The sequence below is a fragment of the Flavobacterium sp. N2270 genome (assembly GCF_025947225.1).
GTDB lineage: Bacteria > Bacteroidota > Bacteroidia > Flavobacteriales > Flavobacteriaceae > Flavobacterium.
The window spans coordinates 2,096,178-2,117,512 of sequence record NZ_CP110005.1 but is presented as its reverse complement, the minus strand read 5'-3'; the positions used below and the strand labels follow the sequence as shown (position 1 = coordinate 2,117,512).

The 21,335-nt window shown below is 28.6% G+C and carries 23 protein-coding genes; 13 read left to right on the top strand and 10 right to left on the bottom strand.

Annotated elements, in window-relative coordinates; all coding sequences use genetic code 11:
• From OLM55_RS09840 to OLM55_RS09795, 10 genes are all read left to right on the top strand, one after another.
• The gene (locus OLM55_RS09840) at nucleotides 1-708 is read left to right on the top strand and encodes a VIT family protein (protein WP_264558731.1); all 708 of its coding nucleotides are present in this window, start codon (nucleotides 1-3) and stop codon (nucleotides 706-708) included.
• Between the two features lie 253 nt (nucleotides 709-961).
• Nucleotides 962-1,819 (top strand): ATP phosphoribosyltransferase, encoded by an 858-nt coding sequence (hisG, locus tag OLM55_RS09835; RefSeq protein WP_264558730.1) that lies wholly within the window; start codon nucleotides 962-964, stop codon nucleotides 1,817-1,819.
• Between the two features lie 100 nt (nucleotides 1,820-1,919).
• Nucleotides 1,920-3,200, top strand: a complete 1,281-nt coding sequence (hisD, locus tag OLM55_RS09830) for a histidinol dehydrogenase (RefSeq protein ID WP_264558729.1) — start codon at nucleotides 1,920-1,922, stop codon at nucleotides 3,198-3,200.
• Nucleotides 3,201-3,314: 114 nt separating this feature from the next.
• On the top strand, nucleotides 3,315-4,346 hold the full coding sequence (hisC, locus tag OLM55_RS09825) for a histidinol-phosphate transaminase (protein ID WP_264558727.1): 1,032 nt from the start codon (nucleotides 3,315-3,317) through the stop codon (nucleotides 4,344-4,346).
• Nucleotide 4,347: 1 nt separating this feature from the next.
• Nucleotides 4,348-5,487, top strand: a complete 1,140-nt coding sequence (gene hisB / locus OLM55_RS09820; RefSeq protein ID WP_264558726.1) for a bifunctional histidinol-phosphatase/imidazoleglycerol-phosphate dehydratase HisB — start codon at nucleotides 4,348-4,350, stop codon at nucleotides 5,485-5,487.
• Nucleotides 5,487-6,074, top strand: a complete 588-nt coding sequence (hisH, locus tag OLM55_RS09815) for an imidazole glycerol phosphate synthase subunit HisH (RefSeq protein WP_264558725.1) — start codon at nucleotides 5,487-5,489, stop codon at nucleotides 6,072-6,074. The genes hisB and hisH overlap by 1 nt, the downstream gene beginning before the upstream one ends.
• Nucleotides 6,075-6,139: 65 nt before the next feature.
• Nucleotides 6,140-6,865, top strand: a complete 726-nt coding sequence (hisA, locus tag OLM55_RS09810) for a 1-(5-phosphoribosyl)-5-[(5-phosphoribosylamino)methylideneamino]imidazole-4-carboxamide isomerase (RefSeq protein WP_264558724.1) — start codon at nucleotides 6,140-6,142, stop codon at nucleotides 6,863-6,865.
• Nucleotides 6,866-6,867: 2 nt separating this feature from the next.
• Nucleotides 6,868-7,623, top strand: a complete 756-nt coding sequence (gene hisF, locus OLM55_RS09805; RefSeq protein WP_264558723.1) for an imidazole glycerol phosphate synthase subunit HisF — start codon at nucleotides 6,868-6,870, stop codon at nucleotides 7,621-7,623.
• A 65-nt stretch (nucleotides 7,624-7,688) separates the two neighbouring features.
• Nucleotides 7,689-8,288 carry a bifunctional phosphoribosyl-AMP cyclohydrolase/phosphoribosyl-ATP diphosphatase HisIE gene (hisIE, locus tag OLM55_RS09800; protein ID WP_264558722.1) on the top strand — a complete coding sequence of 200 codons (600 nt, stop codon included), beginning with the start codon at nucleotides 7,689-7,691 and terminating at the stop codon, nucleotides 8,286-8,288.
• 78 nt (nucleotides 8,289-8,366) lie between these two features.
• Nucleotides 8,367-8,756, top strand: a complete 390-nt coding sequence (locus OLM55_RS09795; RefSeq protein WP_264558721.1) for an acyl-CoA thioesterase — start codon at nucleotides 8,367-8,369, stop codon at nucleotides 8,754-8,756.
• On the opposite strand, the gene OLM55_RS09790 is transcribed toward OLM55_RS09795, so the two are convergent.
• Entirely contained in the window at nucleotides 8,757-9,785 is a 1,029-nt protein-coding gene (locus OLM55_RS09790) for a YncE family protein (protein WP_264558720.1), read from the bottom strand.
• Nucleotides 9,786-9,957: 172 nt separating this feature from the next.
• On the opposite strand from OLM55_RS09790, the gene OLM55_RS09785 reads away from it, so the two are divergent.
• Nucleotides 9,958-10,623 (top strand): DUF2461 domain-containing protein, encoded by a 666-nt coding sequence (locus OLM55_RS09785; RefSeq protein WP_264558719.1) that lies wholly within the window; start codon nucleotides 9,958-9,960, stop codon nucleotides 10,621-10,623.
• Here OLM55_RS09785 and OLM55_RS09780 read toward each other — a convergent pair.
• The 6 genes from OLM55_RS09780 to OLM55_RS09755 all read right to left on the bottom strand — a co-directional run bounded on the left by OLM55_RS09780 (nucleotide 10,616) and on the right by OLM55_RS09755 (nucleotide 14,225).
• A complete protein-coding gene (locus tag OLM55_RS09780; protein WP_264558718.1) occupies nucleotides 10,616-11,110 on the bottom strand; it encodes a MepB family protein in 495 nt (164 codons plus the stop codon). The genes OLM55_RS09785 and OLM55_RS09780 overlap by 8 nt on opposite strands.
• A gap of 6 nt (nucleotides 11,111-11,116) precedes the next feature.
• On the bottom strand, nucleotides 11,117-11,509 hold the full coding sequence (locus OLM55_RS09775) for a glyoxalase (protein WP_264558717.1): 393 nt from the start codon (nucleotides 11,507-11,509) through the stop codon (nucleotides 11,117-11,119).
• Nucleotides 11,510-11,603: 94 nt separating this feature from the next.
• Nucleotides 11,604-12,839 (bottom strand): mechanosensitive ion channel family protein, encoded by a 1,236-nt coding sequence (locus OLM55_RS09770; protein ID WP_264558716.1) that lies wholly within the window; start codon nucleotides 12,837-12,839, stop codon nucleotides 11,604-11,606.
• A 15-nt stretch (nucleotides 12,840-12,854) separates the two neighbouring features.
• On the bottom strand, nucleotides 12,855-13,142 hold the full coding sequence (locus tag OLM55_RS09765) for a DUF3817 domain-containing protein (RefSeq protein ID WP_264558715.1): 288 nt from the start codon (nucleotides 13,140-13,142) through the stop codon (nucleotides 12,855-12,857).
• A complete protein-coding gene (locus OLM55_RS09760; protein WP_264558714.1) occupies nucleotides 13,139-13,747 on the bottom strand; it encodes a YqaA family protein in 609 nt (202 codons plus the stop codon). The genes OLM55_RS09765 and OLM55_RS09760 overlap by 4 nt, the downstream gene beginning before the upstream one ends.
• 112 nt (nucleotides 13,748-13,859) lie before the next feature.
• Nucleotides 13,860-14,225, bottom strand: coding sequence for a hypothetical protein (locus tag OLM55_RS09755; protein ID WP_264558713.1), 366 nt, complete (start codon nucleotides 14,223-14,225; stop codon nucleotides 13,860-13,862).
• Between the two features lie 172 nt (nucleotides 14,226-14,397).
• Here OLM55_RS09755 and OLM55_RS09750 point away from each other — a divergent pair, with 172 nt between their 5' ends.
• On the top strand, nucleotides 14,398-16,317 hold the full coding sequence (locus OLM55_RS09750) for a DUF294 nucleotidyltransferase-like domain-containing protein (RefSeq protein WP_264558712.1): 1,920 nt from the start codon (nucleotides 14,398-14,400) through the stop codon (nucleotides 16,315-16,317).
• A gap of 1 nt (nucleotide 16,318) precedes the next feature.
• Nucleotides 16,319-16,927 carry a PolC-type DNA polymerase III gene (locus OLM55_RS09745; protein WP_264558711.1) on the top strand — a complete coding sequence of 203 codons (609 nt, stop codon included), beginning with the start codon at nucleotides 16,319-16,321 and terminating at the stop codon, nucleotides 16,925-16,927.
• A gap of 51 nt (nucleotides 16,928-16,978) precedes the next feature.
• Here the strand turns inward: OLM55_RS09745 and acs are convergent, their stop codons facing one another.
• From acs to OLM55_RS09730, 3 genes are all read right to left on the bottom strand, one after another.
• Nucleotides 16,979-18,886, bottom strand: a complete 1,908-nt coding sequence (gene acs, locus OLM55_RS09740; RefSeq protein WP_264558710.1) for an acetate--CoA ligase — start codon at nucleotides 18,884-18,886, stop codon at nucleotides 16,979-16,981.
• A 96-nt stretch (nucleotides 18,887-18,982) separates the two neighbouring features.
• Nucleotides 18,983-20,878, bottom strand: a complete 1,896-nt coding sequence (locus OLM55_RS09735) for an acetate--CoA ligase (RefSeq protein ID WP_264558709.1) — start codon at nucleotides 20,876-20,878, stop codon at nucleotides 18,983-18,985.
• Between the two features lie 90 nt (nucleotides 20,879-20,968).
• Nucleotides 20,969-21,334, bottom strand: a complete 366-nt coding sequence (locus tag OLM55_RS09730; protein ID WP_264558708.1) for a response regulator transcription factor — start codon at nucleotides 21,332-21,334, stop codon at nucleotides 20,969-20,971.
• Nucleotide 21,335: the final 1 nt, after the last annotated feature.

Below are 21,335 nucleotides of genomic sequence, written 5' to 3'. Positions count from 1 at the left end.
ATGGAAAATCAAGCAGATGACTATTTAGACAATCATTACATTCACAAAAGCAATTGGTTAAGAGCAGCTGTTTTAGGTGCTAATGACGGAATACTTTCAACCTCAAGTATTGCTATTGGTGTTGCAGCAGCAAGTGAATTTCGTGAACCAGTTATATTAGCAACTTTAGCTGGATTAGTAGCTGGAGCTTTATCAATGGCTGCAGGTGAGTACGTTTCAGTAAGTTCTCAAACTGATGTAGAAAAAGCAGACATAGAAAGAGAAAAAATTGAATTAGAACAAATGCCTGAACTCGAATTACAACGTTTAGCTGATATCTATGAAGAGAGAGGTTTAAAAAAAGAAACTGCAATGCAAGTTGCCTTAGAATTAACCGAACACGATGCATTAGGAGCGCATGTTAGAGATGAATTAGGAATTAATGAAATTAGTCAAGCAAATCCATTACAAGCAGCACTAGCTTCAGGAGCTGCATTTACTATTGGTGGAGCTTTGCCTTTTTTAGTAACTTTATTTTTACCAATTAAATCTATGGAATTTTGGTTGTATGGTACAGCTATTTTATTTTTAGCTTTATTAGGAGCTTTAGCAGCAAAAACAGGTGGTTCAAGCATTCTAAAAGCAGTGATTAGAGTTACTTTTTGGGGTACGATTGCAATGGTTTTAACAGCCTTAGTTGGTCACTTTTTCGGTGTGCAATTAGCTTAAACAAAACATAAAATTTAAAAATAATTTGTTTATTCAATTTTTATGTCTTTATATTTGCACTGTTATTAAAACACAAATAAAAATGTTTACAAATCAATTACATCATCATCATCATTTAAACCAAGCTCAAGCTAGGCAATGATGTTTTTGTGTAATAAACCAAAATAATTATAAACCCGTTTGAGTATATCAAACGGGTTTTTTCTTTCTTAGAAATTAGCTATTAGGTATACTCAATAATTTTCAAAACAAAATGAGTATCTTAAAAATTGCAATTCAAAAATCAGGACGACTTTACGAAGAAAGTCTTCAACTCTTAAAAGATTCAGGTATTTCTGTTTATAACGGAAACGACCAGTTAAAAGTAACCGCTTCAAACTTTCCTTTAGAAGTTTATTTTCTTAGAAATTCAGATATTCCTCAATATCTAATTGATGGAGTTGTAGATATTGCTATTATGGGCGATAATCTATTGGTAGAAAAAGGCCAAGGAATCCAAGTTGCTGAAAAATTAGGTTTTTCAAAATGTAAAGTTTCTGTCGCTGTTCCTAAAGCGTTTGATTACAAATCTTTAAATGATTTAAATGGATTACGTGTTGCAACGTCTTATCCTAAAACAGTTATAGATTTCTTTACTTCTAAAGGAATGACCGTTGATATTCACCAAATTTCAGGTTCGGTTGAGATTGCGCCAAACATTGGTTTATCTGATGCAATTGTTGATATTGTTTCTAGCGGAAGTACTTTATTCAAAAACGGTTTAAAAGAAGTTGAAGTTATCTTAAAAAGTGAAGCAGTTTTAGCAGTTTCTCCACAAATATCTTCTGAATCTAAAGCGCTTTTATCAAAATTACAATTCAGAATTCAATCCGTTTTACGTTCAAAAAAATCAAAATACATTTTAATGAATGTTCCAAATGATAAAATTGACGAAATTAGTAACATTTTGCCAGTTTTAAAAAGCCCAACAGTTATGCCCTTAGCAGAAGAAGGCTGGAGCAGTGTACATTCTGTAATTGACGAAGATACCTTTTGGGATGTAATTGATCAACTGAAAGAAGCTGGAGCCGAAGGAATTTTGGTTTGCCCAATAGAAAAAATGGTTTTGTAAATGAATAATTAAACTTTATTATGCTATCTATAAATAAGTGAAACGTCTTAAAAAACATATAGAATAAAACTATGTTTCTATGTGTTAAACAAAAAACAAAATGAACAAAATATACAACCCACAACCAGAAAATTGGTCAGAAATTTTAAAAAGACCAACACAATCTTTTACTGATGTTGAAGAAACAGTAAAACAAATTTTTAAAGAAGTACAACAAAAAGGAGATATTGCTGTTTCAAAATACACAAATCTTTTTGACGGAATTGAAATCAAAAATATTCTTGTAACAAATGAAGAAATTGAAAAAGCTAAGAAGGAAGTTTCTGTTGAATTAAAAGAAGCAATTGAGTTAGCAAAAAATAGCATTTATAAATTTCACTTTGCTCAAAAAACAACAAAAATTGAAGTTGAAACTACGGAAGGGGTTTCATGTTGGCAAGAGAAAAGACCGATTCAAAAAGTAGGTTTGTATATTCCTGGTGGTTCTGCACCTTTATTCTCAACCGTTTTAATGTTAGTTATTCCTGCTACAATTGCTGGTTGTAAGGAAATTATATTATGTACACCACCTGATAAAAACGGAAATATAAATCCAGCAATTTTGTATACTGCAAATTTATGTGGAATTTCTAAAATTTATAAAGTTGGTGGAATTCAAGCTATTGCAGGAATGACGTTTGGAACAGAAACCATTCCCCAAGTGTATAAAATATTCGGACCAGGAAATCAGTTTGTAACTATCGCAAAACAATTTGCTTCTCAAAACGGAGTAGCTATTGATATGCCGGCCGGACCAAGTGAATTGTTAGTCTTTGCTGATGAAACTGCTGTTCCTTCTTATGTTGCGTCTGATTTATTGAGTCAAGCGGAGCACGGAAAAGACAGTCAAGTTATTTTAGTAACGATTTCAAAAAACATGTTAAATGACGTTGAAGAAGAAATTTACAAGCAATTAGAAGTTTTGCCTAGAAAAGAAATCGCTCAAGTGGCAATTAATAATTCTAAGTTAATATATGTTGATAATGAACAAATTGCATTAGATTTAATCAATGAATATGCTCCAGAACATTTTATTGTTTGTTCGAAAAAAGAAGATTATTTTATAAACGGAATTGAAAATGCAGGTTCAGTGTTTATTGGTAATTATACACCCGAAAGTGCAGGAGATTACGCATCTGGAACCAATCACACATTACCAACTAACGGTTATTCAAAAAGTTATAGTGGTGTGAATTTAGACAGTTTTCAAAAAGCAATGACATTCCAAAAAATATCCCAAAAAGGAATCCAAAAAATTGGAAATCCTATTGAATTAATGGCAGAAGCTGAAGGATTACAAGCACATAAAAATGCGGTGACATTGAGATTAAAAAATAATTAATAAACACATAGAAGCATAGATTATTTAAAACATTACTATGTAAACTATCAAAAGCGAAGCTTCTAATAAGAACATAATAAATCTATTGTGTCTATGTGGTTAAAACAAAAAAATATGAATATAGAAAAATTAATAAGAGATAATATAAAGAAAATGAAACCATATTCTTCTGCACGAGATGAATTTGAAAATTTCACACAAGAAATGATATACTTAGATGCTAATGAGAACCCATATTCAAACGGTTTTAACCGTTATCCTGATCCCCAACAAAAAGATTTAAAAGCTGAAATTGCTGCTATAAAAGACGTTTATGTTGAAAATATTCTACTTGGAAATGGAAGCGATGAAGTATTAGATTTGGTTTTTAGAGCATTTTGCGAGCCTAATAGAGATAATGTTATTACATTACCTCCAACATATGGTATGTATGATGTTTTAGCGAATATAAATGCTATCGAAAACAGAGAAGTTCTATTAACTAATGATTTTCAACCTAATGTAGATACTATTTTAAATGCAGTAGATAAAAACACTAAAATTATTTTTTTATGTTCTCCAAATAACCCAACTGGAAACTCATTTTCAGACGAATCAGTACTTAAAATTTTAAATAATTTTAATGGTTTAGTAATAATTGACGAAGCTTATATTGATTTTTCAAAAAATAGAAGCTGGTTAAGTGAATTAAACGATTTTCCAAATTTAATTATTACACAAACCTTATCTAAAGCTTATGCTATGGCTGGTTTGCGTGTTGGTATTTTATATGCATCAAAATCTATTTTAGATGTTTTAAATAAGATAAAACCTCCTTATAACATAAATATTTCTTCACAGGAAAATGCTATTAGAAAATTATTACAAGGAACTTTCAAACCACAGGTTAAGAAAATTTTAAACGAAAGAGATAAATTAATCGAAGAATTATTAAATTTTTCATTCATCGAAAAAATATATCCTACAGATGCTAATTTTATTTTAATCAAAGTAGACAATGCAGACAAGCGTTATCAACAGTTTTTAGTGAACGGAATTGTTATACGAAACAGATCAAATCAGCCTTTATGCGAGAATTGTTTACGAATTACTATTGGAACTAAAGAAGAAAACTTAAATTTAATCGAAACTATAAAATCATTTTAAAATGGCTAAAAAAGTATTATTTATAGATAGAGATGGAACAATTGTTTTAGAACCAAAAAATTACCAATTAGACTGTTTGTCTAAATTAGAGTTTTATCCAAATGCATTTCAATATTTAGCTAAAATTAATAATGAATTAGATTTCGAATTGGCAATGGTAACCAATCAAGATGGTTTAGGAACAACTAGTTTTCCAGAAGATACTTTTTGGCCAGCGCAAAATTTTATTGTAAAAGCGTTTGAAAATGAAGGAGTTACATTTAATGAAATTTTTATCGATAAAAGTTTCCCAGAAGACAATGCGCCAACTCGTAAACCTAGAACTGGAATGTTGACCAAATATTTGAATAATCCAGCCTATGATTTATCTAATTCATTTGTATTAGGCGATAGGATTACTGATGTTGAATTGGCTAAAAACTTAGGTTCTAAAGCTATTTTTATTAAAAACGAAGATAACCTTGGTGAAAGCGAAATTGCATCTTCTTTAGAAGAATTAGCGTCTACAATTGCATTAACTACAACTTCTTGGAAGACAATTTATGAGTTTTTAAAATTAGAAGAGCGTTCGGCTTCTATTATTCGTAAAACAAATGAAACAGATATTGTAATTACGGTTAATTTAGACGGAACGGGAAAAAGCAAAATTGATACAGGAATTGCTTTTTTCGACCACATGTTAGACCAAATTGCGCGTCACGGTCAAATGGATTTAGATATTCAAGTTACAGGAGATTTAGAAGTAGATGAACACCACACCATTGAAGATACAGCAATAGCTTTAGGAGAAGTTTTTGCAAAAGCATTGGGAAATAAATTAGGAATTGAACGCTACGGATTTTGTTTACCAATGGACGATTGTTTAGCACAAGTTGCTATTGATTTTGGAGGAAGAAATTGGTTGGTTTGGGAAACGGAATTCAAACGAGAAATGATTGGAAAAATGCCAACCGAAATGTTTTTTCATTTTTTCAAATCGTTTACCGATGGTGCAAAAGCCAATTTAAACATTAAAGCTGAGGGAACCAACGAACACCACAAAATTGAAGCAATTTTTAAAGCATTTGCAAAAGCCATAAAAGTAGCCGTAAAACGCGATACTGAAAAATTGATTTTACCATCTACAAAAGGAATGTTATAATGAAAATTGCAATTATAGATTACGGAGCCGGAAATATCCAAAGCATTCAATTTGCTTTAGATCGATTAGGTTTTGAAGGAGTTTTGACAAATGATGTTGCTTTTATTCAATCTGCAGATAAAGTTATTTTTCCTGGTGTTGGAGAAGCGAGTAGTGCCATGAAAAAGCTAACTGAATCTGGTTTAGACAAATTAATTCCAAAGTTAAAGCAACCTATTTTAGGCATTTGTTTAGGAATGCAATTGATGTGCAAAAGTTCTGAAGAAGGGGATACAAAAGGTCTAGGAATTTTTGATGTAGATATACTAAAATTTTCAAATAAAGTAAAAGTTCCTCAAATGGGTTGGAATACTATTTATAATTTAAAATCAGCTTTATTTCAAGATATTAAAGAACATGAATTCATGTATTTAGTGCATAGTTTTTATGCTCCAAAATGTTTAGAAATGATTGCAACAACAAATTATGAAATGGAATATGCTTCAGCTTTACAAAAAAATAATTTCTATGGTGTACAATTTCACCCAGAAAAAAGTGGTGCTTTCGGAGAACAAATTTTGAAGAATTTCCTAGAATTGAAAGATTAAATAATTAAAAGATTGAAAAAATAATTTTTAAATGCTTCAATCTTTAAATCTTTAAATAAAAAAAAATGAGAATTATACCAGCAATAGATATTATAGACGGAAAATGTGTTCGCTTGTCGAAAGGCGATTATAATACCAAAAAAATATACAACGAAAACCCTTTAGAAGTTGCCAAATCTTTTGAAGACGCAGGAATACAATATTTACATTTAGTAGATTTAGACGGTGCAAAATCAAGTAGAATCATCAATCATAAAGTATTAGAACAAATTGCGACTAAAACCAAACTAAAAATTGATTTTGGTGGCGGTTTAAAAACCGATGAGGATTTAAAAATTGCTTTTGAAAGTGGTGCAAATCAAATAACAGGAGGAAGTATTGCTGTTAAAAATCCGCCTTTATTCAAAGAATGGATTAACCAATATGGAACAGAAAAGATAATTCTTGGTGCAGATGCCAATAATAGAAAAATAGCGGTTTCAGGTTGGTTAGAAGAAAGTAACGAAGAAGTTATTCCGTTTATACAGAACTATCAAAAAGATGGAATTTCATATGTAATTTGTACAGATATTGCTAAAGACGGAATGCTTGAAGGACCAAGTTTTGATTTATATCAAGAAATTTTGACTTTATGCGAAAATGTAAAACTAATCGCTTCTGGTGGAATTTCAACTTTTGATGAATTACCCAAATTATCCGAATTAGGTTGTGAAGGAACAATCATTGGTAAAGCCATTTATGAAGGAAGAATTTCCTTAAAACAATTAGAAAATTTCATTTTAAACCAATAAAAATGCTGACAAAAAGAATAATTCCATGTTTAGACATCAAAAATGGAAGAACTGTAAAAGGTGTCAATTTTGTGGATTTAAAAGATGCAGGTGATCCTGTTGAATTGGCTAAAAAATATTCAGAAGAAGGAGCAGATGAATTGGTTTTTCTAGACATTTCAGCAACTGAAGAAAGAAGAAAAACTTTAGTCGATTTGGTTAGAAATGTAGCAAAAGCTATTAATATTCCGTTTACCGTTGGCGGAGGAATTAGTTCTGTTGAAGATGTTTCAATTTTATTAAAAAATGGAGCGGATAAGGTTTCTATCAACTCTTCAGCCGTTAAAAATCCTAATTTAATTAACGAATTAGCGCAAGAATTTGGAAGTCAATGTGTAGTTGTAGCAATTGATGCTAAGGAGATTGATAGTGAATGGATAGTACATTTAGTAGGAGGTAAAGTTCCAACCGAATTAAACCTATTTGATTGGGCAATTGAAGTGGAAAAAAGAGGAGCAGGTGAAATTTTATTCACTTCTATGAATAACGACGGAACCAAAAACGGATTTGCCAATGAAGCTTTAGCTAAACTTTCAACTTTAGTTAATATTCCAATTATTGCATCAGGCGGAGCAGGAACTAAAGAACATTTTGTTGATGCTTTTATCAATGGAAAAGCTGATGCTGCTTTGGCTGCGAGTGTTTTTCATTTCCAAGAAATTGAAATTCCTGAATTAAAACAATATTTAAAAGAACAAAATATAGAAGTACGGATTTAAGATTAAAAGTTAATTATCAAAATAATTTTTCAATTTTAAATCATTCAATCTTTAAATAAAAATAGATGAAAATAGATTTTACAAAAAATAACGACGGATTAATTCCAGCAATTATTCAAGACAATGAAACTAAAAATGTTTTAATGTTGGGTTACATGAATCAAGAAGCTTTAGATAAAACTTTAGAAACCAATAAAGTGACATTTTTCAGTCGTTCTAAAAACAGATTATGGACAAAAGGCGAGGAGAGTGGCAACTTTTTAAATTTGGTTTCTATTAAAAATGATTGTGATAACGATACACTTTTAGTACAAGTAAATCCAGCAGGACCAACTTGTCATACAGGTTTAGATACTTGTTGGCAAGAAGCTAATAATCAAAGTTTTGGGTTCATTTCCAAATTGGAAAAAACTATTCAGAATAGAAAAGAAAATGCTGATTCTGAAAAGAGTTATGTTGCCAGTTTATTTGCAAAAGGAATGAATAAAATTGCTCAAAAAGTGGGTGAAGAAGCGGTTGAAGTAGTCATAGAAGCAAAAGACAATAACGACGATTTATTTTTATCTGAAAGCGCCGATTTATTGTTTCATTACTTAATTTTATTACAAGCAAAAGGTTTTCAATTGAATGATGTGGTAAATGTCTTAAAGAATAGAGAAAAGTAATTTAATTATAAGAAAAACAATTTGTTTAAAATAATATTCTATTTTGATTTTTATTACTTTTAATAAAAAATAAAAACTATGAAATTTCACACAAGAAAATGGGTTAAGCCTGAGGATTTAAATGCAAACGGAACTTTATTTGGAGGTAGATTATTGGCTTGGGTAGATGAAGAAGCGGCTTTGTACTCTATTGTGCAATTAGAAAACCCAAAAGTAGTAACCAAATTTATGAGTGAAATAAACTTTATGAGTGCTGCAAAACAAGGTGATATTATTGAAATAGGATTAGAAGTTATTAAATTTGGAACTACATCACTTGTACTTAATTGCGAAGTTAGAAACATGATGACTAGGGAAGCGATAATTACAATTGAGAATATTATTATGGTAAATTTAGGATTAGATGGAAAACCTAAACCTCATGGAAAAACTGAAATAGAGTATATATCAAACCGATTAAATAAATAGTTATTTCTTTATAATTGTCATTTTAGTTAATTGTTCGTCAATTTCAAGTACATAACTACCATTTGAAAAATTTGAAAGATTAATTTTATTATTCTCTATTTTTGAATTAATAATTAAATTACCTTTTAAATCATAAACTTTTGCGTTTTTTAGTTCATTATTACTTTTTAGATTAAATATTCCATTAGAAGGGTTAGGATAAACAGTAACTTTATTAATATTTTCATTGAAAACGTTGCTTGATAATGTAGATTCTAATTGAAATTTAGAAATTTTTCCAGCACTTGTTTGTATAAAGAATAAATAATCGCCCACTATTAAATTTCCGTTTGGCCATGAGTTTAATGGTAACTGTAGAAGGTTACCAAAGTCGTAATTGGGTTGTTTATAAAATGAAATTGAATTACTCATACTTTCACATACATATAAAAAATTATTTTTAAAAACGATTCCTGAAACATAATCTAAATTAGATAAAATTGTTTCTGTAGTATTAGTATTAGAATCAAATTTATAAAGTTGGTTAGTATAATTTGATGTAAAATATATTTCATTACCACTCATTGAAAAGAAATTAGGTTTAAATCCTAATAAAACATCTGTTACAATATTTGTAGATAAATTTAATTTTGAAATTTTTCCTGCAACATATTGACCTATAAACAAATTATTATTAATCTGAGCCATTGGACCTGCAATAGTAGCTATTTGTAAAGGTTGTAAAGTAGAACTTAATAAATCTATTTTATAAGTCTTATAAGGACTTTCTACTCCAACATATAAAATATCATTATTTACATACATAAAGTTAGGATTTTCATTAAACGTATAAATTAATTCAATAATTGGAGTTGTATGTGTATGATCAAATCGATATATTTTCTTTTCAACAAAAGAATTAAAGTAAATATAATTGTTGTGTACTGCTAAATTTGACATTCCTGAGGCACTTAAACCTGTAATTACATCAATAACTTGAGCATTAAGAATATTACAAGTAAATAAAATAAAAAATAATTTTGCTTTCATAAAATTTTATTTTGATTATACATTTATAATTTAGCTAACAGTAGTTAATCAAACTTAGTTCTTTTGAAAAAATATATTTTACTGATAATCTGTATATTTTGATAAATTATTTATTTCATATTTTAAAAAAACACAATACTATTCTTAAACTTTTGTATCTTTAAATAAAAAAATGCTATCAAAAAGTAATCTAGAATTCCTTTCACTATTAAAAGAAAATAATAACCGAGAATGGTTTACTGAAAACAAGAAAAAATTTGATAATGAACATCAAAAAGTAAAAGAGTTTTTTAATGAAATAGGGAAATCACTAGGTAAAATAGATAGTATTGAGCGAATTCAAATTTTTAGAATATATAGAGATGTTCGTTTTTCTAAAAATAAATTACCTTATAAAAATCATTTTAGTGTTGGTTTTTCTAGAACAAAGCCAATGCTTCGTGGTGGCTATTATTTACACATTGAACCAGGTGCAAGTTTTGTAGGTGGTGGTTTTTGGGAGCCCAATAAAGATGATTTATTGCGTATAAGAAAAGAAATTGCACTTGATGCCTCTGAATTGCGTGAAATTATTAAGCATGCTTCATTTAAAAAGTATTTTGGTATACTTGAGGGTGAAGAATTAAAAACAGCTCCAAGAGATTTTGATAAAACGCATCCAAATATTGATTTGATTCGTAAAAAACAATTTTTAGTCGTTAGAAAATTTACAGATAAAGAAGTTTTATCACCAAATTTTGAAGTTGAAGTTTTAGAATCATTTAAAGCAATGAGACCATTTTTTAACTACATGAGCGATGTTTTAACGACTAATTTAAATGGAGAAAGTATTATTTAAGATACAATCTCTTTACAAGCTTAAAATCTATATTGTTGGTAAATAATACAAAATAATCTTTTTGCCAAGATTGTGTTTTTTCAGCTTGTTTGTTTGTTGTTTTTTCCCAAGTAGGATAAACTCTAAATGCACGTTTTCCTTCTTTATTATCTGTAGAGATAATACCTTTTTGAGTTAATATTTTTTTTGGAAATATAAATTGACCAAAATTATCTTCTGAAGAACAGTTAACTATAAAAAAATCGAAATCATCGTGTTCAAAATAAGGTTCAATTGGCCCTAAATCACTTCTTTTCCAAAATGCAACAAATTGGCCTGTTTTTTTGGGAGTAATTTTACCTTTTCTAAAAATAATCTTGTTTTCATTTAAATAAAATGAACAAGCAAAATATTCTTTACTTTCAATTTGATGAATAACATTTGAAATTTTTAAATTACAAATGTTATATATTTTTTCTTCTAATAAATTTAATTCTAATTCAATCATGTTTTATTATTCTTCAAACAATTGAATTTGACTTTTTAATCGTTCAATTAATAAGTTCATCATTCTTTTGTTAATATTTGATGAGTTTTGAATGTATTCTTTGTATTCGATAATTGTAAACATTCCCATAACAATACCTTTTAAAGAATTTCTAAACTTAATGTCACGTTGAATTGCATTCTCAATATAATTCATTTTCTTTTCAGGAGAAAGTGTAAAAAAAACACTTTTTTGCTTAGTTGCATAATTTTTAAAAACTTCAATAAATAAATCATTTTGAAATTTTAGAATAGGACGCAAGGTTTGGTTTTGAAATTTTTCTTCTAAACTAGAGCTTTCAGTAATTGTACCAATAGAATTTCCTCTTATTTCTAATATAGATTCATCTTTAGTTTTCATAGAAACAGTTTTAATTTGTTTATTAAAGATAAAAAATATCCTTCAGTAAACTGAAGGATATTTATTAAGTTATTAATAACGAAATGTTAATTTTTTAATCTAATGTAGTGTTTGCTAATTCAAAAACTTCTAAATCAAAATATTGAACTGAAGCAAGTATATGATCAAAAATATCAGCCATTATATGTTCATAATTTTCCCAAGTTTTATCTTTAGAAAAACAATATATTTCTAGTGGAATTCCTTTTTCAGTAGGCTGTAAATGACGAACCATCAATAACATATCGTTATTAATTCCGGTATGAAACTGAATATATTGTGTTATATATTTTCTAAATAAACCTAAATTAGTTAAGTTTCTTCCATTTAATATATTTGACTTATCAAATTCATTTACTTGATTATAATTATCAATTTCTGCCTTTCTATGTTCAATATATGAAGTCAAAAATTGAATTTTTTTAAAACTATCAAGTTCTTGATCTTTTATAAAACGAACAGAACTAGGTTTTAGTAGAATATGACGTTTAATTCTTCTTCCATCTGAAATTTGCATTCCCTGCCAATTTTTGAAAGAATCAGAAATTAAACTATATGTTGGAATTGTTGTGGTTGTATTGTCAAAATTTCTAACCTTAACAGTAGCTAAATTAATTTCTATTACATCTCCATCGGCACCAAATTTCTCCATAGTAATCCAATCACCAATACGAACCATATCATTTACAGAAACTGAAATACTTGCAACAAAACCAAGTATTGTGTCTCTAAAAACTAAAATAATAATTGCTGAAATAGATCCAAAAGTAGCTAGGAAAGTATTCTTATTAATATCAAATAATATCGTAATAAATGAAACAACACCAAGTATCCAAAGCATAATCATAATTACTTGAATATAACTATCAATTGGTTTATCACTAAATCTAGGTTTATGTTTTAAATAATCACGTAAAGCATTAAAAATACTTCGTGTAATCCAAAGCGATAATAATATAATGTATGTTTTAATACCTTTTTCAAAAAAATCTTCCCAATAGGTAAATTGTTTTAAAATTACTGGTACCGTTTTATATACAAATAATAGAGGAATTAAATGTGCAACATATTTAGCCGTTTTATTTGCAACTAAAAAGTCATCAAAAGAAGATTTTGTTCTTGCTGCAACAATTGCAAGAATAATAATTAATATTTTTTTACAAATAATATCTAAAATATATGCAATAACTATTAATAGGACAATATTTATCGTGAGATTAATATATGAAGCTATATCATCACTAAAGTTTAAATCTTTTAAAATAGAATATGCCCAATTAAATATTTTCATTTATTTTCATTTATTTTAATTTATATCTTTTAAGTATTTTTTTTCTACATAAAAAGTTGCAAATGGTATTAAAGAGGCAATACATACAATTAAGAATGTATTAACGGTCCATTTAATTTTAAATTTAACTAATAAAGCTAAAATTAAATATGCAATAAATAAAACCCCATGAGCCATACCTAATGGGAATAATATTGTTTTATACAAATCTAAATTTATATTTTTTGTAATAAACATGTTAGCAAATAAAAAAAGATAAGAAAATCCTTCTAAGATTGCAATAATTTTAAAAAATTTTATCATGATAAAGCAGAATAAATAGCAAATCCATATATAACAAAACGAAATACACGAAGAGATGCAAATAAGAAAAAGTGTTTTTTAGAAAAGTTAATCATTCCAGCTGCTAAACAAGCCATTGCAAAAGGTAAGGGAAGTAAAGCCCCTACAGCAATTAAAAAACCACCCCATTTTTGCATATTTTTTATATGTTTAGACATTTTGCCTTCAAAATACTCATTAATTAAAGGAATAAGCAATAAACTCCTTCCCATAAAATAAGCTATTACACCACCAAAATAAGAAAGAATAGCTAAAATAGATAAATAGAGTAGAGGTGATGAAGTACTTTTTGTCCAAGCAATAAAAATATCTGGAGGTAATAATCCAAGAAAACTTTCAGAAACAAAAAATACCGAAAATATAGATAAATCACTAAAATTCTGAGTTATATAAGCCATCATTTCATTTATACTCATTACTTTATAATTAATATAAAGCAAAATGGCTATTACAATAACTAAAGGAATGATTGCCTTTTTAGTATTTGTCCAAATAAAGCGATAGAAACCTGTATATTTATAATACTGGTGTAAAAGTTTAAATCTTGATTTTTTAGGTTTTTCCATTTGGGTAAATTTGCAATACAAAATTAAGGGGTAAACTATTATAAATACGTTAAAGTATATATAAAAAAATCGGTACATGGTACCGATTTATATTATGTAAAATAGAACATAATTAAAATGCTATAAATGCATTATTATATTCTTTTAAATCTAATAAATTATTTTTCTTAGATAAATCAGTTAATAACGATAAAAAGTACTCAAAACTCTCTAAATCATTTTCTTTAGAAATAATTGTAGTTGTTTCAGTTTCTTCATCAAGAGGTTCATCATCTGGAATACCTATAAAAAAAGCATTATTGTTTTCTAAATGTTCATATGCTAAACGAAGAGCTTTAGTAACTATAGGATTTTGTTCTTCTAAAGAATACTCTCTAACTTTTTTTAAATCAGTAACTATTGATTCAACTTCAAATTCATTTTTAATCAAATTTTTTTGAATCTTTTCAATTAATTTTAGTGCATATCTATTTTCCATAAGGCTTTATTTATAAGGAATACAAAATTAGAGCTAATTACTTTTTTATACAACCTTTTTTTAACCTATTTTTTATATTTTATTTTTGAACTATAATATACATTATGTAAAATAGAATATTTTTAAATATATGAAAAAGAATTTGTAATTTCGTTGAATATCTTGTCTCATTATGAAAAATCCAATTGCAGAAAGAATTACAGACTTTCTAAAACAATACCACCCTTTTTCTAGTATAGAATATGTGAATTTATTGAATATTGCAAAAAGTGTTAGAGTTATTTATTTAGAAAAAAATGAAACACTTTTTAAAATTAACGAAAATACGCATGAATATTTTTATGTAGTAGCCTCTGGTGCTATTGGATTATCAGTAACTTCAGATGCTGATGAAATACTTATTGATAAATGTGATGAAGGTGATATTTTAGGTTTGCGCCCTTTTTTTGCAAAGGATAATTATTTAATGAACGCAAAAGCTCGAGAGGAAAGTATTGTTTATGCAATTCCGATAGATACTTTTAAGCCTTTAGTAGCTTCAAATTCTAATGTTTTAAGCTTTTTATTAGAAAGTTTTGCTTCAAATACAAGAAATCCTTACGATAAAAATAATAAAGGTAAATTAATATCTGAAAATGTTATTTATAGCGACCAAAATGCTGAAATTCAGTATTATCAACCTATAAAATATACTGCAAACCCTATTACAGCTTCACCAAATGACATTGTTAGATATGTTGCGCAAACTATGGCAAGTAGTAAAATAGGAAGTATTATTATACACAATAATAGAAAACCAATAGGAATTGTAACCGATAAAGATTTACGTGCTAAAATTGCTACTGGTTTATTTGGAATTGATGTAACTATTGATAAAATTATGTCGTCACCGGTTATTACTGTTGCCGATAATCTATCTATCGCAGAAGCTCAAATTATGATGCTTAAAAATAATGTTTCTCATTTATGTGTAACTCAGGATGGATCAGTCGATTCTGAAATTACTGGAATAATTACAGAACACGATATCATTGTAGCTCAAGCAAATAATCCTGGTGTATTATTAAAGGAATCAAAAAGAGCACAAAACTCAACTGATTTAAAAGATGTTAGAGAGAAACTAACCGATTTAATTCAACATTCATTAGATAAAAATGTTCCTATAAATCATATTTCTTCAATTGTTGGCGAGATTAATTTAGCAATTACAAAGCGTGCTATTGAATTGACTATTGAAAAAATAGGAACTCCTCCTCCAACTCAATTTGCATGGTTAAACATTGGTAGTCAAGGCAGAAAAGAACAACTTTTAATGACTGATCAAGACAATGCTTTAGTTTTTGAAGATGTTCCAGAAGAAAAATACGATTCAGTTAAAAGATATTTTCTCCAATTATCAGAATATGTTACAGACATACTAAATCAGATAGGTTACGAATATTGTCCTGCTAAAATGATGGCCAGTAACCCTTTATGGTGTAAATCTGTTACCGATTGGCAAAACCAATTTAAAGGATGGATAAATGCTCCTGGTGAAAAAGGAATTTTAATGTGTACTATTTTCTTTGATTATGATTTTGTTTATGGAAATGAAGCTTTAGTTGATGAGATAACAAAAACAATTCAAGAAGAAACATTAGATAATCAATTATTTTTTGCCTTTTTAGGTGCTGATGCATTAAAAAATCCACCACCTTTAGGTTTTTTTAGACAGTTTTTAGTAGAAAGTGATGGAGAGCATAAAGATAATTTTGATATCAAAGGAAGAGCATTAATGCCTTTAATTGATGCAGCAAGAATATTATCTCTAAGTAAAGGAATAAAAAATATAAATAATACAATCTCAAGATATTCTAAACTTGCCGAATTAGAACCTCAAAATGCAACAACTTATGAAGCTTGTGCTGAAACTTTTGCCGATTTATTAAAATTTAGAACGGAAGAAGGTTTAAAAAATGAATCTGATGGTAGATATTTAAACTTGAATGAGTTATCTAAATTAGATAAAGTAAAACTTAAAAATGGTTTTCAACCCATTTCAGATATTCAAGAAATCATAAAAAACCGATTTCAATTAACTTATTTTACTTAATATGTCGTTTAATTGGTTTAAAAAAATAGTTAAAGATTATCCTAAATTTTGGGAAACTTACTTGGCTTATTTTGATGATCATCAAAATAAAAATAATCGTTATGTGGTTTTTGATTGTGAAACCACAGGCCTAGATTATAGTACCGATAAAATACTATCAATTGGTGCAGTTGCTATTGAAAACAACCAAATTGTAGTAAATGATTTTATGGAAGTTTTTTTAATACAAGATTATTTTAAACGAGAGTCTGTACCCATTCATGGAATTTTAAAAGAAGGAAAAGAAGAAAAAATAGTTGAAGCCGAAGCTGTTATTAGATTTTTAGATTTTATTAAAAATGCCACTTTAGTTGGTCACCATGTAGCTTTTGATATTGAAATGATTAATCAAGCACTAGATAGATTAGAAGTAGGAAAATTAAAAAATCAAGTGATGGATACTGATGTTATGTATCAAAAACTGAAGTATTTACCGCAAGAAGAACATTATTCTTTAGACGAATTATGTGATATTTATAAAATTAGAAAATCGGACAGGCATACGGCAAGTGGTGATTCTTTTATTACAGCATTATTATTCTTAAAATTGAAACGCAAATTAGATATATAAAAAAAGCTGTTTCATCTCTGAAACAGCTAATTTAACCAAAAAAACCAATAACTATAGCTTATTACTCTTAATTTCATCCACTATTTCAGGATTTAATAAAGTTGAAATATCTCCAAAATTAGAGAAATCACCTTCGGCTATTTTTCTTAAAATTCTACGCATAATTTTTCCAGATCGTGTTTTAGGTAAACCAGTTACAAACTGAATTTTATCTAATTTTGCAATTGGCCCAATTTGATCTGAAATCATTTGATTTATTTCTTTTGCTAAATTATCTCTATCACGACCTTCACCTGTTTCTTTTAAAATCACATATCCATATAATGCATTTCCTTTTACATCATGTGGAAAACCTACAATTGCACTCTCAGCAACTGCTGGGTGTTCATTAATAGCATCTTCAATTGGTGCAGTTCCTAAATTATGACCAGAAACAATTATTACATCATCTACTCTACCTGTAATTCTATAGTAACCTACTTCGTCACGAAGTGCACCATCACCCGTAAAATATTTACCTGGATAAGCTGTAAAATAAGTTTCTTTATATCGTTGATGATCGCCCCAAATAGTTCTTGCCATTGATGGCCATGGAAACTTTATACACAAACTTCCTGTTACTTGATTTCCTTCAATTTCATTGCGCAATTCATCCATTAAAACGGGTTGAATACCTGGTAAAGGTAATGATGCGTATGTTGGTTTTGTTGGAGTAACAAAAGGTAATGGAGAAATCATTATTGCACCAGTTTCTGTTTGCCACCAAGTATCAACTAATGGACAACGTTTTCCTCCTACATGATCATTATACCAGTGCCAAGCTTCTTCATTAATTGGTTCACCAACAGAACCAATAACTTTTAACGAATCTAACTTAAATTTTTGAACATAATCAATATTTTCTTTTGCTAAAGCACGTATTGCTGTGGGAGCTGTATAGAATTGACTAACTTTGTGTTTGTTTATAACTTTCCAAAAACGGCTATAATCAGGATATGAAGGCACTCCTTCAAAAATAACTGTGGTTGCCCCATTTAAAAGTGGTCCGTATAAAATATATGAATGTCCGGTTATCCAACCTATATCAGCTGTACACCAATATACATCGTTTTCTTCATAATTAAATACATTTTTAAAAGTATAAGCCGTGTTTACCATGTAACCTGCAGTTGTATGAACCATCCCTTTTGGTTTTCCTGTTGACCCAGAAGTATAAAGAATAAATAATGGGTCTTCTGCATCCATAACGGCTGCTACATGATTGGCAATTGCATTATCTAATAAAGGCTGCAACCATATATCACGACCTTCTTTCATTGAAATTTCTGAATTAGTCCTTTTTGCTACTAAAACAGTTTCTATCGTTGTACAACTTTTTAATGCTTCATCAACAATTCCTTTTAAATCAATTGTTTTATTTCCTCTAAAACCACCGTCAGAAGTAATTACCATTTTACATTCACTATCGTTTATTCTTGCAGCTACAGCTGAAGCAGAAAAGCCTGCAAAAACTACAGAGTGAATAGCTCCGATTCTTGCACATGCTAGTACTGAAATTGCTAAATCAGGAATCATGGGTAAATAAATACAAACTCTATCTCCTTTTTTAATTCCTTGATCTTGTAAAACATTTGCCATTTTAGCAACTTTTGCATACAAGTCTTTATAAGATATGTGTTGAGCTTCTTCTTTAGGGTCATTAGGCTCAAAAATAATAGCGGTTTTATCTCCTCTCTTATTAAGATGTCTGTCGATACAGTTTTTTGTTATGTTTACTTTTGCATTTAAAAACCATTTAAATTTTGCTTCTTCCATATCAAATTCAAAGGTTTTATCCCATTTTTGATACCATGTAAACTCTTCATCGGCAATTTTATCCCAAAACTTTCTGGGTTCTCTCACCGATTTTTTATACATTTTAAAATAATTTTCTAAATCTTTTATTTTATAGTAACTCATTTTAGTTTTATTTTTTTGCTTTGGTTTAATTGTTTAGTATAAAGATAACTATTCTATTTATAAGAATATAATGTTTTTTGCTAAATAGGTATATATTTATTTGTAAGAACCTATATTCGATGATTTAAAACACTCAATTAATTCATCAATAATATTTTCATCATCAATAGTTGAAGGAATTTGAAAAGTTTCACCATCTACAATACTTCTCATCATTTTTCGCAAAATTTTACCTGAACGTGTTTTTGGTAAACGTTCTACTATAATAATATCTCGTAAAGAAGCTACAGCACCAATTTGATCTCTAACTAATTGAACAATTTCATATTGTAATTGAAAATGTTCAATTTCAGTACCTGATTTACAAACTACTAATCCTAATGGAATTTGTCCTTTTAATTCGTCATTAATTCCTATAACAGCACACTCAGCAACAGATTGGTGCGAAGCTACAATTTCTTCCATTTCGGCAGTTGAAAGCCTATGGCCTGCAACATTTATAACGTCATCTACTCTACCTGTAATATAGATATAATTTTCATCGTCTTTAAAACCTCCATCACCTGAAAAATAATATCCAGGGAATTTATTTAAATATCCAGCTTTAAAGCGTTCATTATCATTCCATAAATCCATTAAAGTTCCTGGAGGTAATGGTAATTTAATAACTACATAACCTTCTTCATTTGGTCGTAATTCTTCACCGTTTTCGTTAAAAATTCTAATATCATAACCAGAAACAGCCTTCCCAGCAGATCCGGGTTTAATTGGCAAATACTCCACTCCCATCATATTTGCAATCATTGGCCAACCTGATTCTGTTTGCCACCAATGATCAATTGCAGGAATTGGTATATGTTCTCTATACCATTCTAAAGTTGCAACATCACATCTTTCGCCTGCTAGAAACTGAATTCTAAGAGAAGATAAATCAAATTGTTTAATAAACTCTCCATTTGGGTCCTCTTTTTTTATAGCTCTAATTGCTGTTGGTGCAGTAAACATAACATTTACTTTATGTTCTGAGATAACTCTCCAAAAAGTACTTGCATCTGGCGTACGAATAGGTTTACCTTCAAAAATTATAGTTGTACTTCTATTAATTAAAGGCCCATAAACAATATAACTATGGCCTACAACCCAACCAACATCTGAAGCAGCCCAAAAAACATCTTCTTCTTTTACATCATAAATATGTTGCATTGAAAATTTAAGTGCTGTTACATAACCTCCTGTATCTCTAACAATTCCTTTTGGTTTACCTGTTGTACCTGATGTATATAAAATATAAAGCGGATGGATTGAATTTACCGGAATACATTCGGCTTCCTCAGAACCGAATACTAGAGCATCATAATCGATATCATATTTTTTAAACGGCACTTTTGCTCCTAATTTTCTATTAAAAACAACAACTTTTTTTGGTTTATGTTCTGCTAATTGTATAGCTTCATCAACTAAAGGTTTGTAAGCAATTAATCGATCAATCTCAATTCCTGAAGAAGCTGTTAGAATAACTTTTGGTTTACAATCATCAATTCTAATTGCAAGTTCATGGGGTGCAAAACCACCGAAAACCACCGAATGTGTAACTCCAATTCTTGCACAAGCTAACATTGCAAATGCTGCTTGAGGTATCATTGGCATATAAATTACAGCTGTATTTCCTTTTTTTAAACCTATAGATAATAATCCGCCAGCAAGTTTAGCTACTTCTGTTTTTACATCGTTATATGTATACTTTTTAACAGTTTGAGTTACTGGAGAATCATATATTATAGCAATTTGGTCACCAAAACCATCTTCTATGTGTTTATCAATAGATAAATAACATGCATTTAATTCACCATCTTTAAACCACAAAGGGTAATTATCATTTCCTTGAGAAAGAATTGAATCTGGTTTTTTATACCATTTTAGTGTTTTTGCTTGTTCTTTCCAAAAAGTTTCTGGTGATTTAACACTTTTTAAATACAATTCGTTATAATTCATCTGATTTATTTAATTTTTATACTTAGTAAATGTAAAAAATTAAACAATACATTTTATAACAATATTGCTAAATAGGTATATATAATAGTTTTACACTAAGAGTAATTCTGCTACTTTATCTACTACTTTTTTTATTGAAAATGGTTTAGTTAAATAAGCATCAGCACCTAATGATAACCCTTTTTCTATATCACTTTCTTTATTTTTTGCAGATAGAAACATAACTTTAGTGTGCTTCAATTTTTGATCTTTCTTGATTTGTTCTAATGTTGCAAAACCATCTACTAAAGGCATCATGACATCTAAAATAATTACATCAGGAAAATTTGTTTTTAAAATATCTAAAGCCTCTTGTCCGTCTCGAGCAATAAAAACGTCATAATTATTTTTTTTAAAAGTATACTCAAGCGACATTACGATATTTGGTTCATCATCTACAATTAATATCTTTTTCATG

Excerpts from the sequence above, each read along its gene's own strand:
- OLM55_RS09765 (WP_264558715.1), bottom strand. The coding sequence starts at position 13,142 with ATGATAAAATTTTTTAAAATTATTGCAATCTTAGAAGGATTTTCTTAT.
- acs (WP_264558710.1), bottom strand. The coding sequence starts at position 18,886 with ATGAGTTACTATAAAATAAAAGATTTAGAAAATTATTTTAAAATGTAT.
- OLM55_RS09770 (WP_264558716.1), bottom strand. The coding sequence starts at position 12,839 with ATGAAAATATTTAATTGGGCATATTCTATTTTAAAAGATTTAAACTTT.
- hisH (WP_264558725.1), top strand. The coding sequence starts at position 5,487 with ATGAAAATTGCAATTATAGATTACGGAGCCGGAAATATCCAAAGCATT.
- OLM55_RS09730 (WP_264558708.1), bottom strand. The coding sequence starts at position 21,334 with ATGAAAAAGATATTAATTGTAGATGATGAACCAAATATCGTAATGTCG.
- hisD (WP_264558729.1), top strand. The coding sequence starts at position 1,920 with ATGAACAAAATATACAACCCACAACCAGAAAATTGGTCAGAAATTTTA.
- OLM55_RS09745 (WP_264558711.1), top strand. The coding sequence starts at position 16,319 with ATGTCGTTTAATTGGTTTAAAAAAATAGTTAAAGATTATCCTAAATTT.
- OLM55_RS09760 (WP_264558714.1), bottom strand. The coding sequence starts at position 13,747 with ATGGAAAAACCTAAAAAATCAAGATTTAAACTTTTACACCAGTATTAT.
- OLM55_RS09775 (WP_264558717.1), bottom strand. The coding sequence starts at position 11,509 with ATGAAAACTAAAGATGAATCTATATTAGAAATAAGAGGAAATTCTATT.
- OLM55_RS09795 (WP_264558721.1), top strand. The coding sequence starts at position 8,367 with ATGAAATTTCACACAAGAAAATGGGTTAAGCCTGAGGATTTAAATGCA.
- OLM55_RS09735 (WP_264558709.1), bottom strand. The coding sequence starts at position 20,878 with ATGAATTATAACGAATTGTATTTAAAAAGTGTTAAATCACCAGAAACT.
- OLM55_RS09785 (WP_264558719.1), top strand. The coding sequence starts at position 9,958 with ATGCTATCAAAAAGTAATCTAGAATTCCTTTCACTATTAAAAGAAAAT.
- hisIE (WP_264558722.1), top strand. The coding sequence starts at position 7,689 with ATGAAAATAGATTTTACAAAAAATAACGACGGATTAATTCCAGCAATT.
- hisA (WP_264558724.1), top strand. The coding sequence starts at position 6,140 with ATGAGAATTATACCAGCAATAGATATTATAGACGGAAAATGTGTTCGC.
- hisG (WP_264558730.1), top strand. The coding sequence starts at position 962 with ATGAGTATCTTAAAAATTGCAATTCAAAAATCAGGACGACTTTACGAA.
- OLM55_RS09780 (WP_264558718.1), bottom strand. The coding sequence starts at position 11,110 with ATGATTGAATTAGAATTAAATTTATTAGAAGAAAAAATATATAACATT.
- hisC (WP_264558727.1), top strand. The coding sequence starts at position 3,315 with ATGAATATAGAAAAATTAATAAGAGATAATATAAAGAAAATGAAACCA.
- OLM55_RS09750 (WP_264558712.1), top strand. The coding sequence starts at position 14,398 with ATGAAAAATCCAATTGCAGAAAGAATTACAGACTTTCTAAAACAATAC.
- hisB (WP_264558726.1), top strand. The coding sequence starts at position 4,348 with ATGGCTAAAAAAGTATTATTTATAGATAGAGATGGAACAATTGTTTTA.
- hisF (WP_264558723.1), top strand. The coding sequence starts at position 6,868 with ATGCTGACAAAAAGAATAATTCCATGTTTAGACATCAAAAATGGAAGA.
- OLM55_RS09790 (WP_264558720.1), bottom strand. The coding sequence starts at position 9,785 with ATGAAAGCAAAATTATTTTTTATTTTATTTACTTGTAATATTCTTAAT.
- OLM55_RS09840 (WP_264558731.1), top strand. The coding sequence starts at position 1 with ATGGAAAATCAAGCAGATGACTATTTAGACAATCATTACATTCACAAA.
- OLM55_RS09755 (WP_264558713.1), bottom strand. The coding sequence starts at position 14,225 with ATGGAAAATAGATATGCACTAAAATTAATTGAAAAGATTCAAAAAAAT.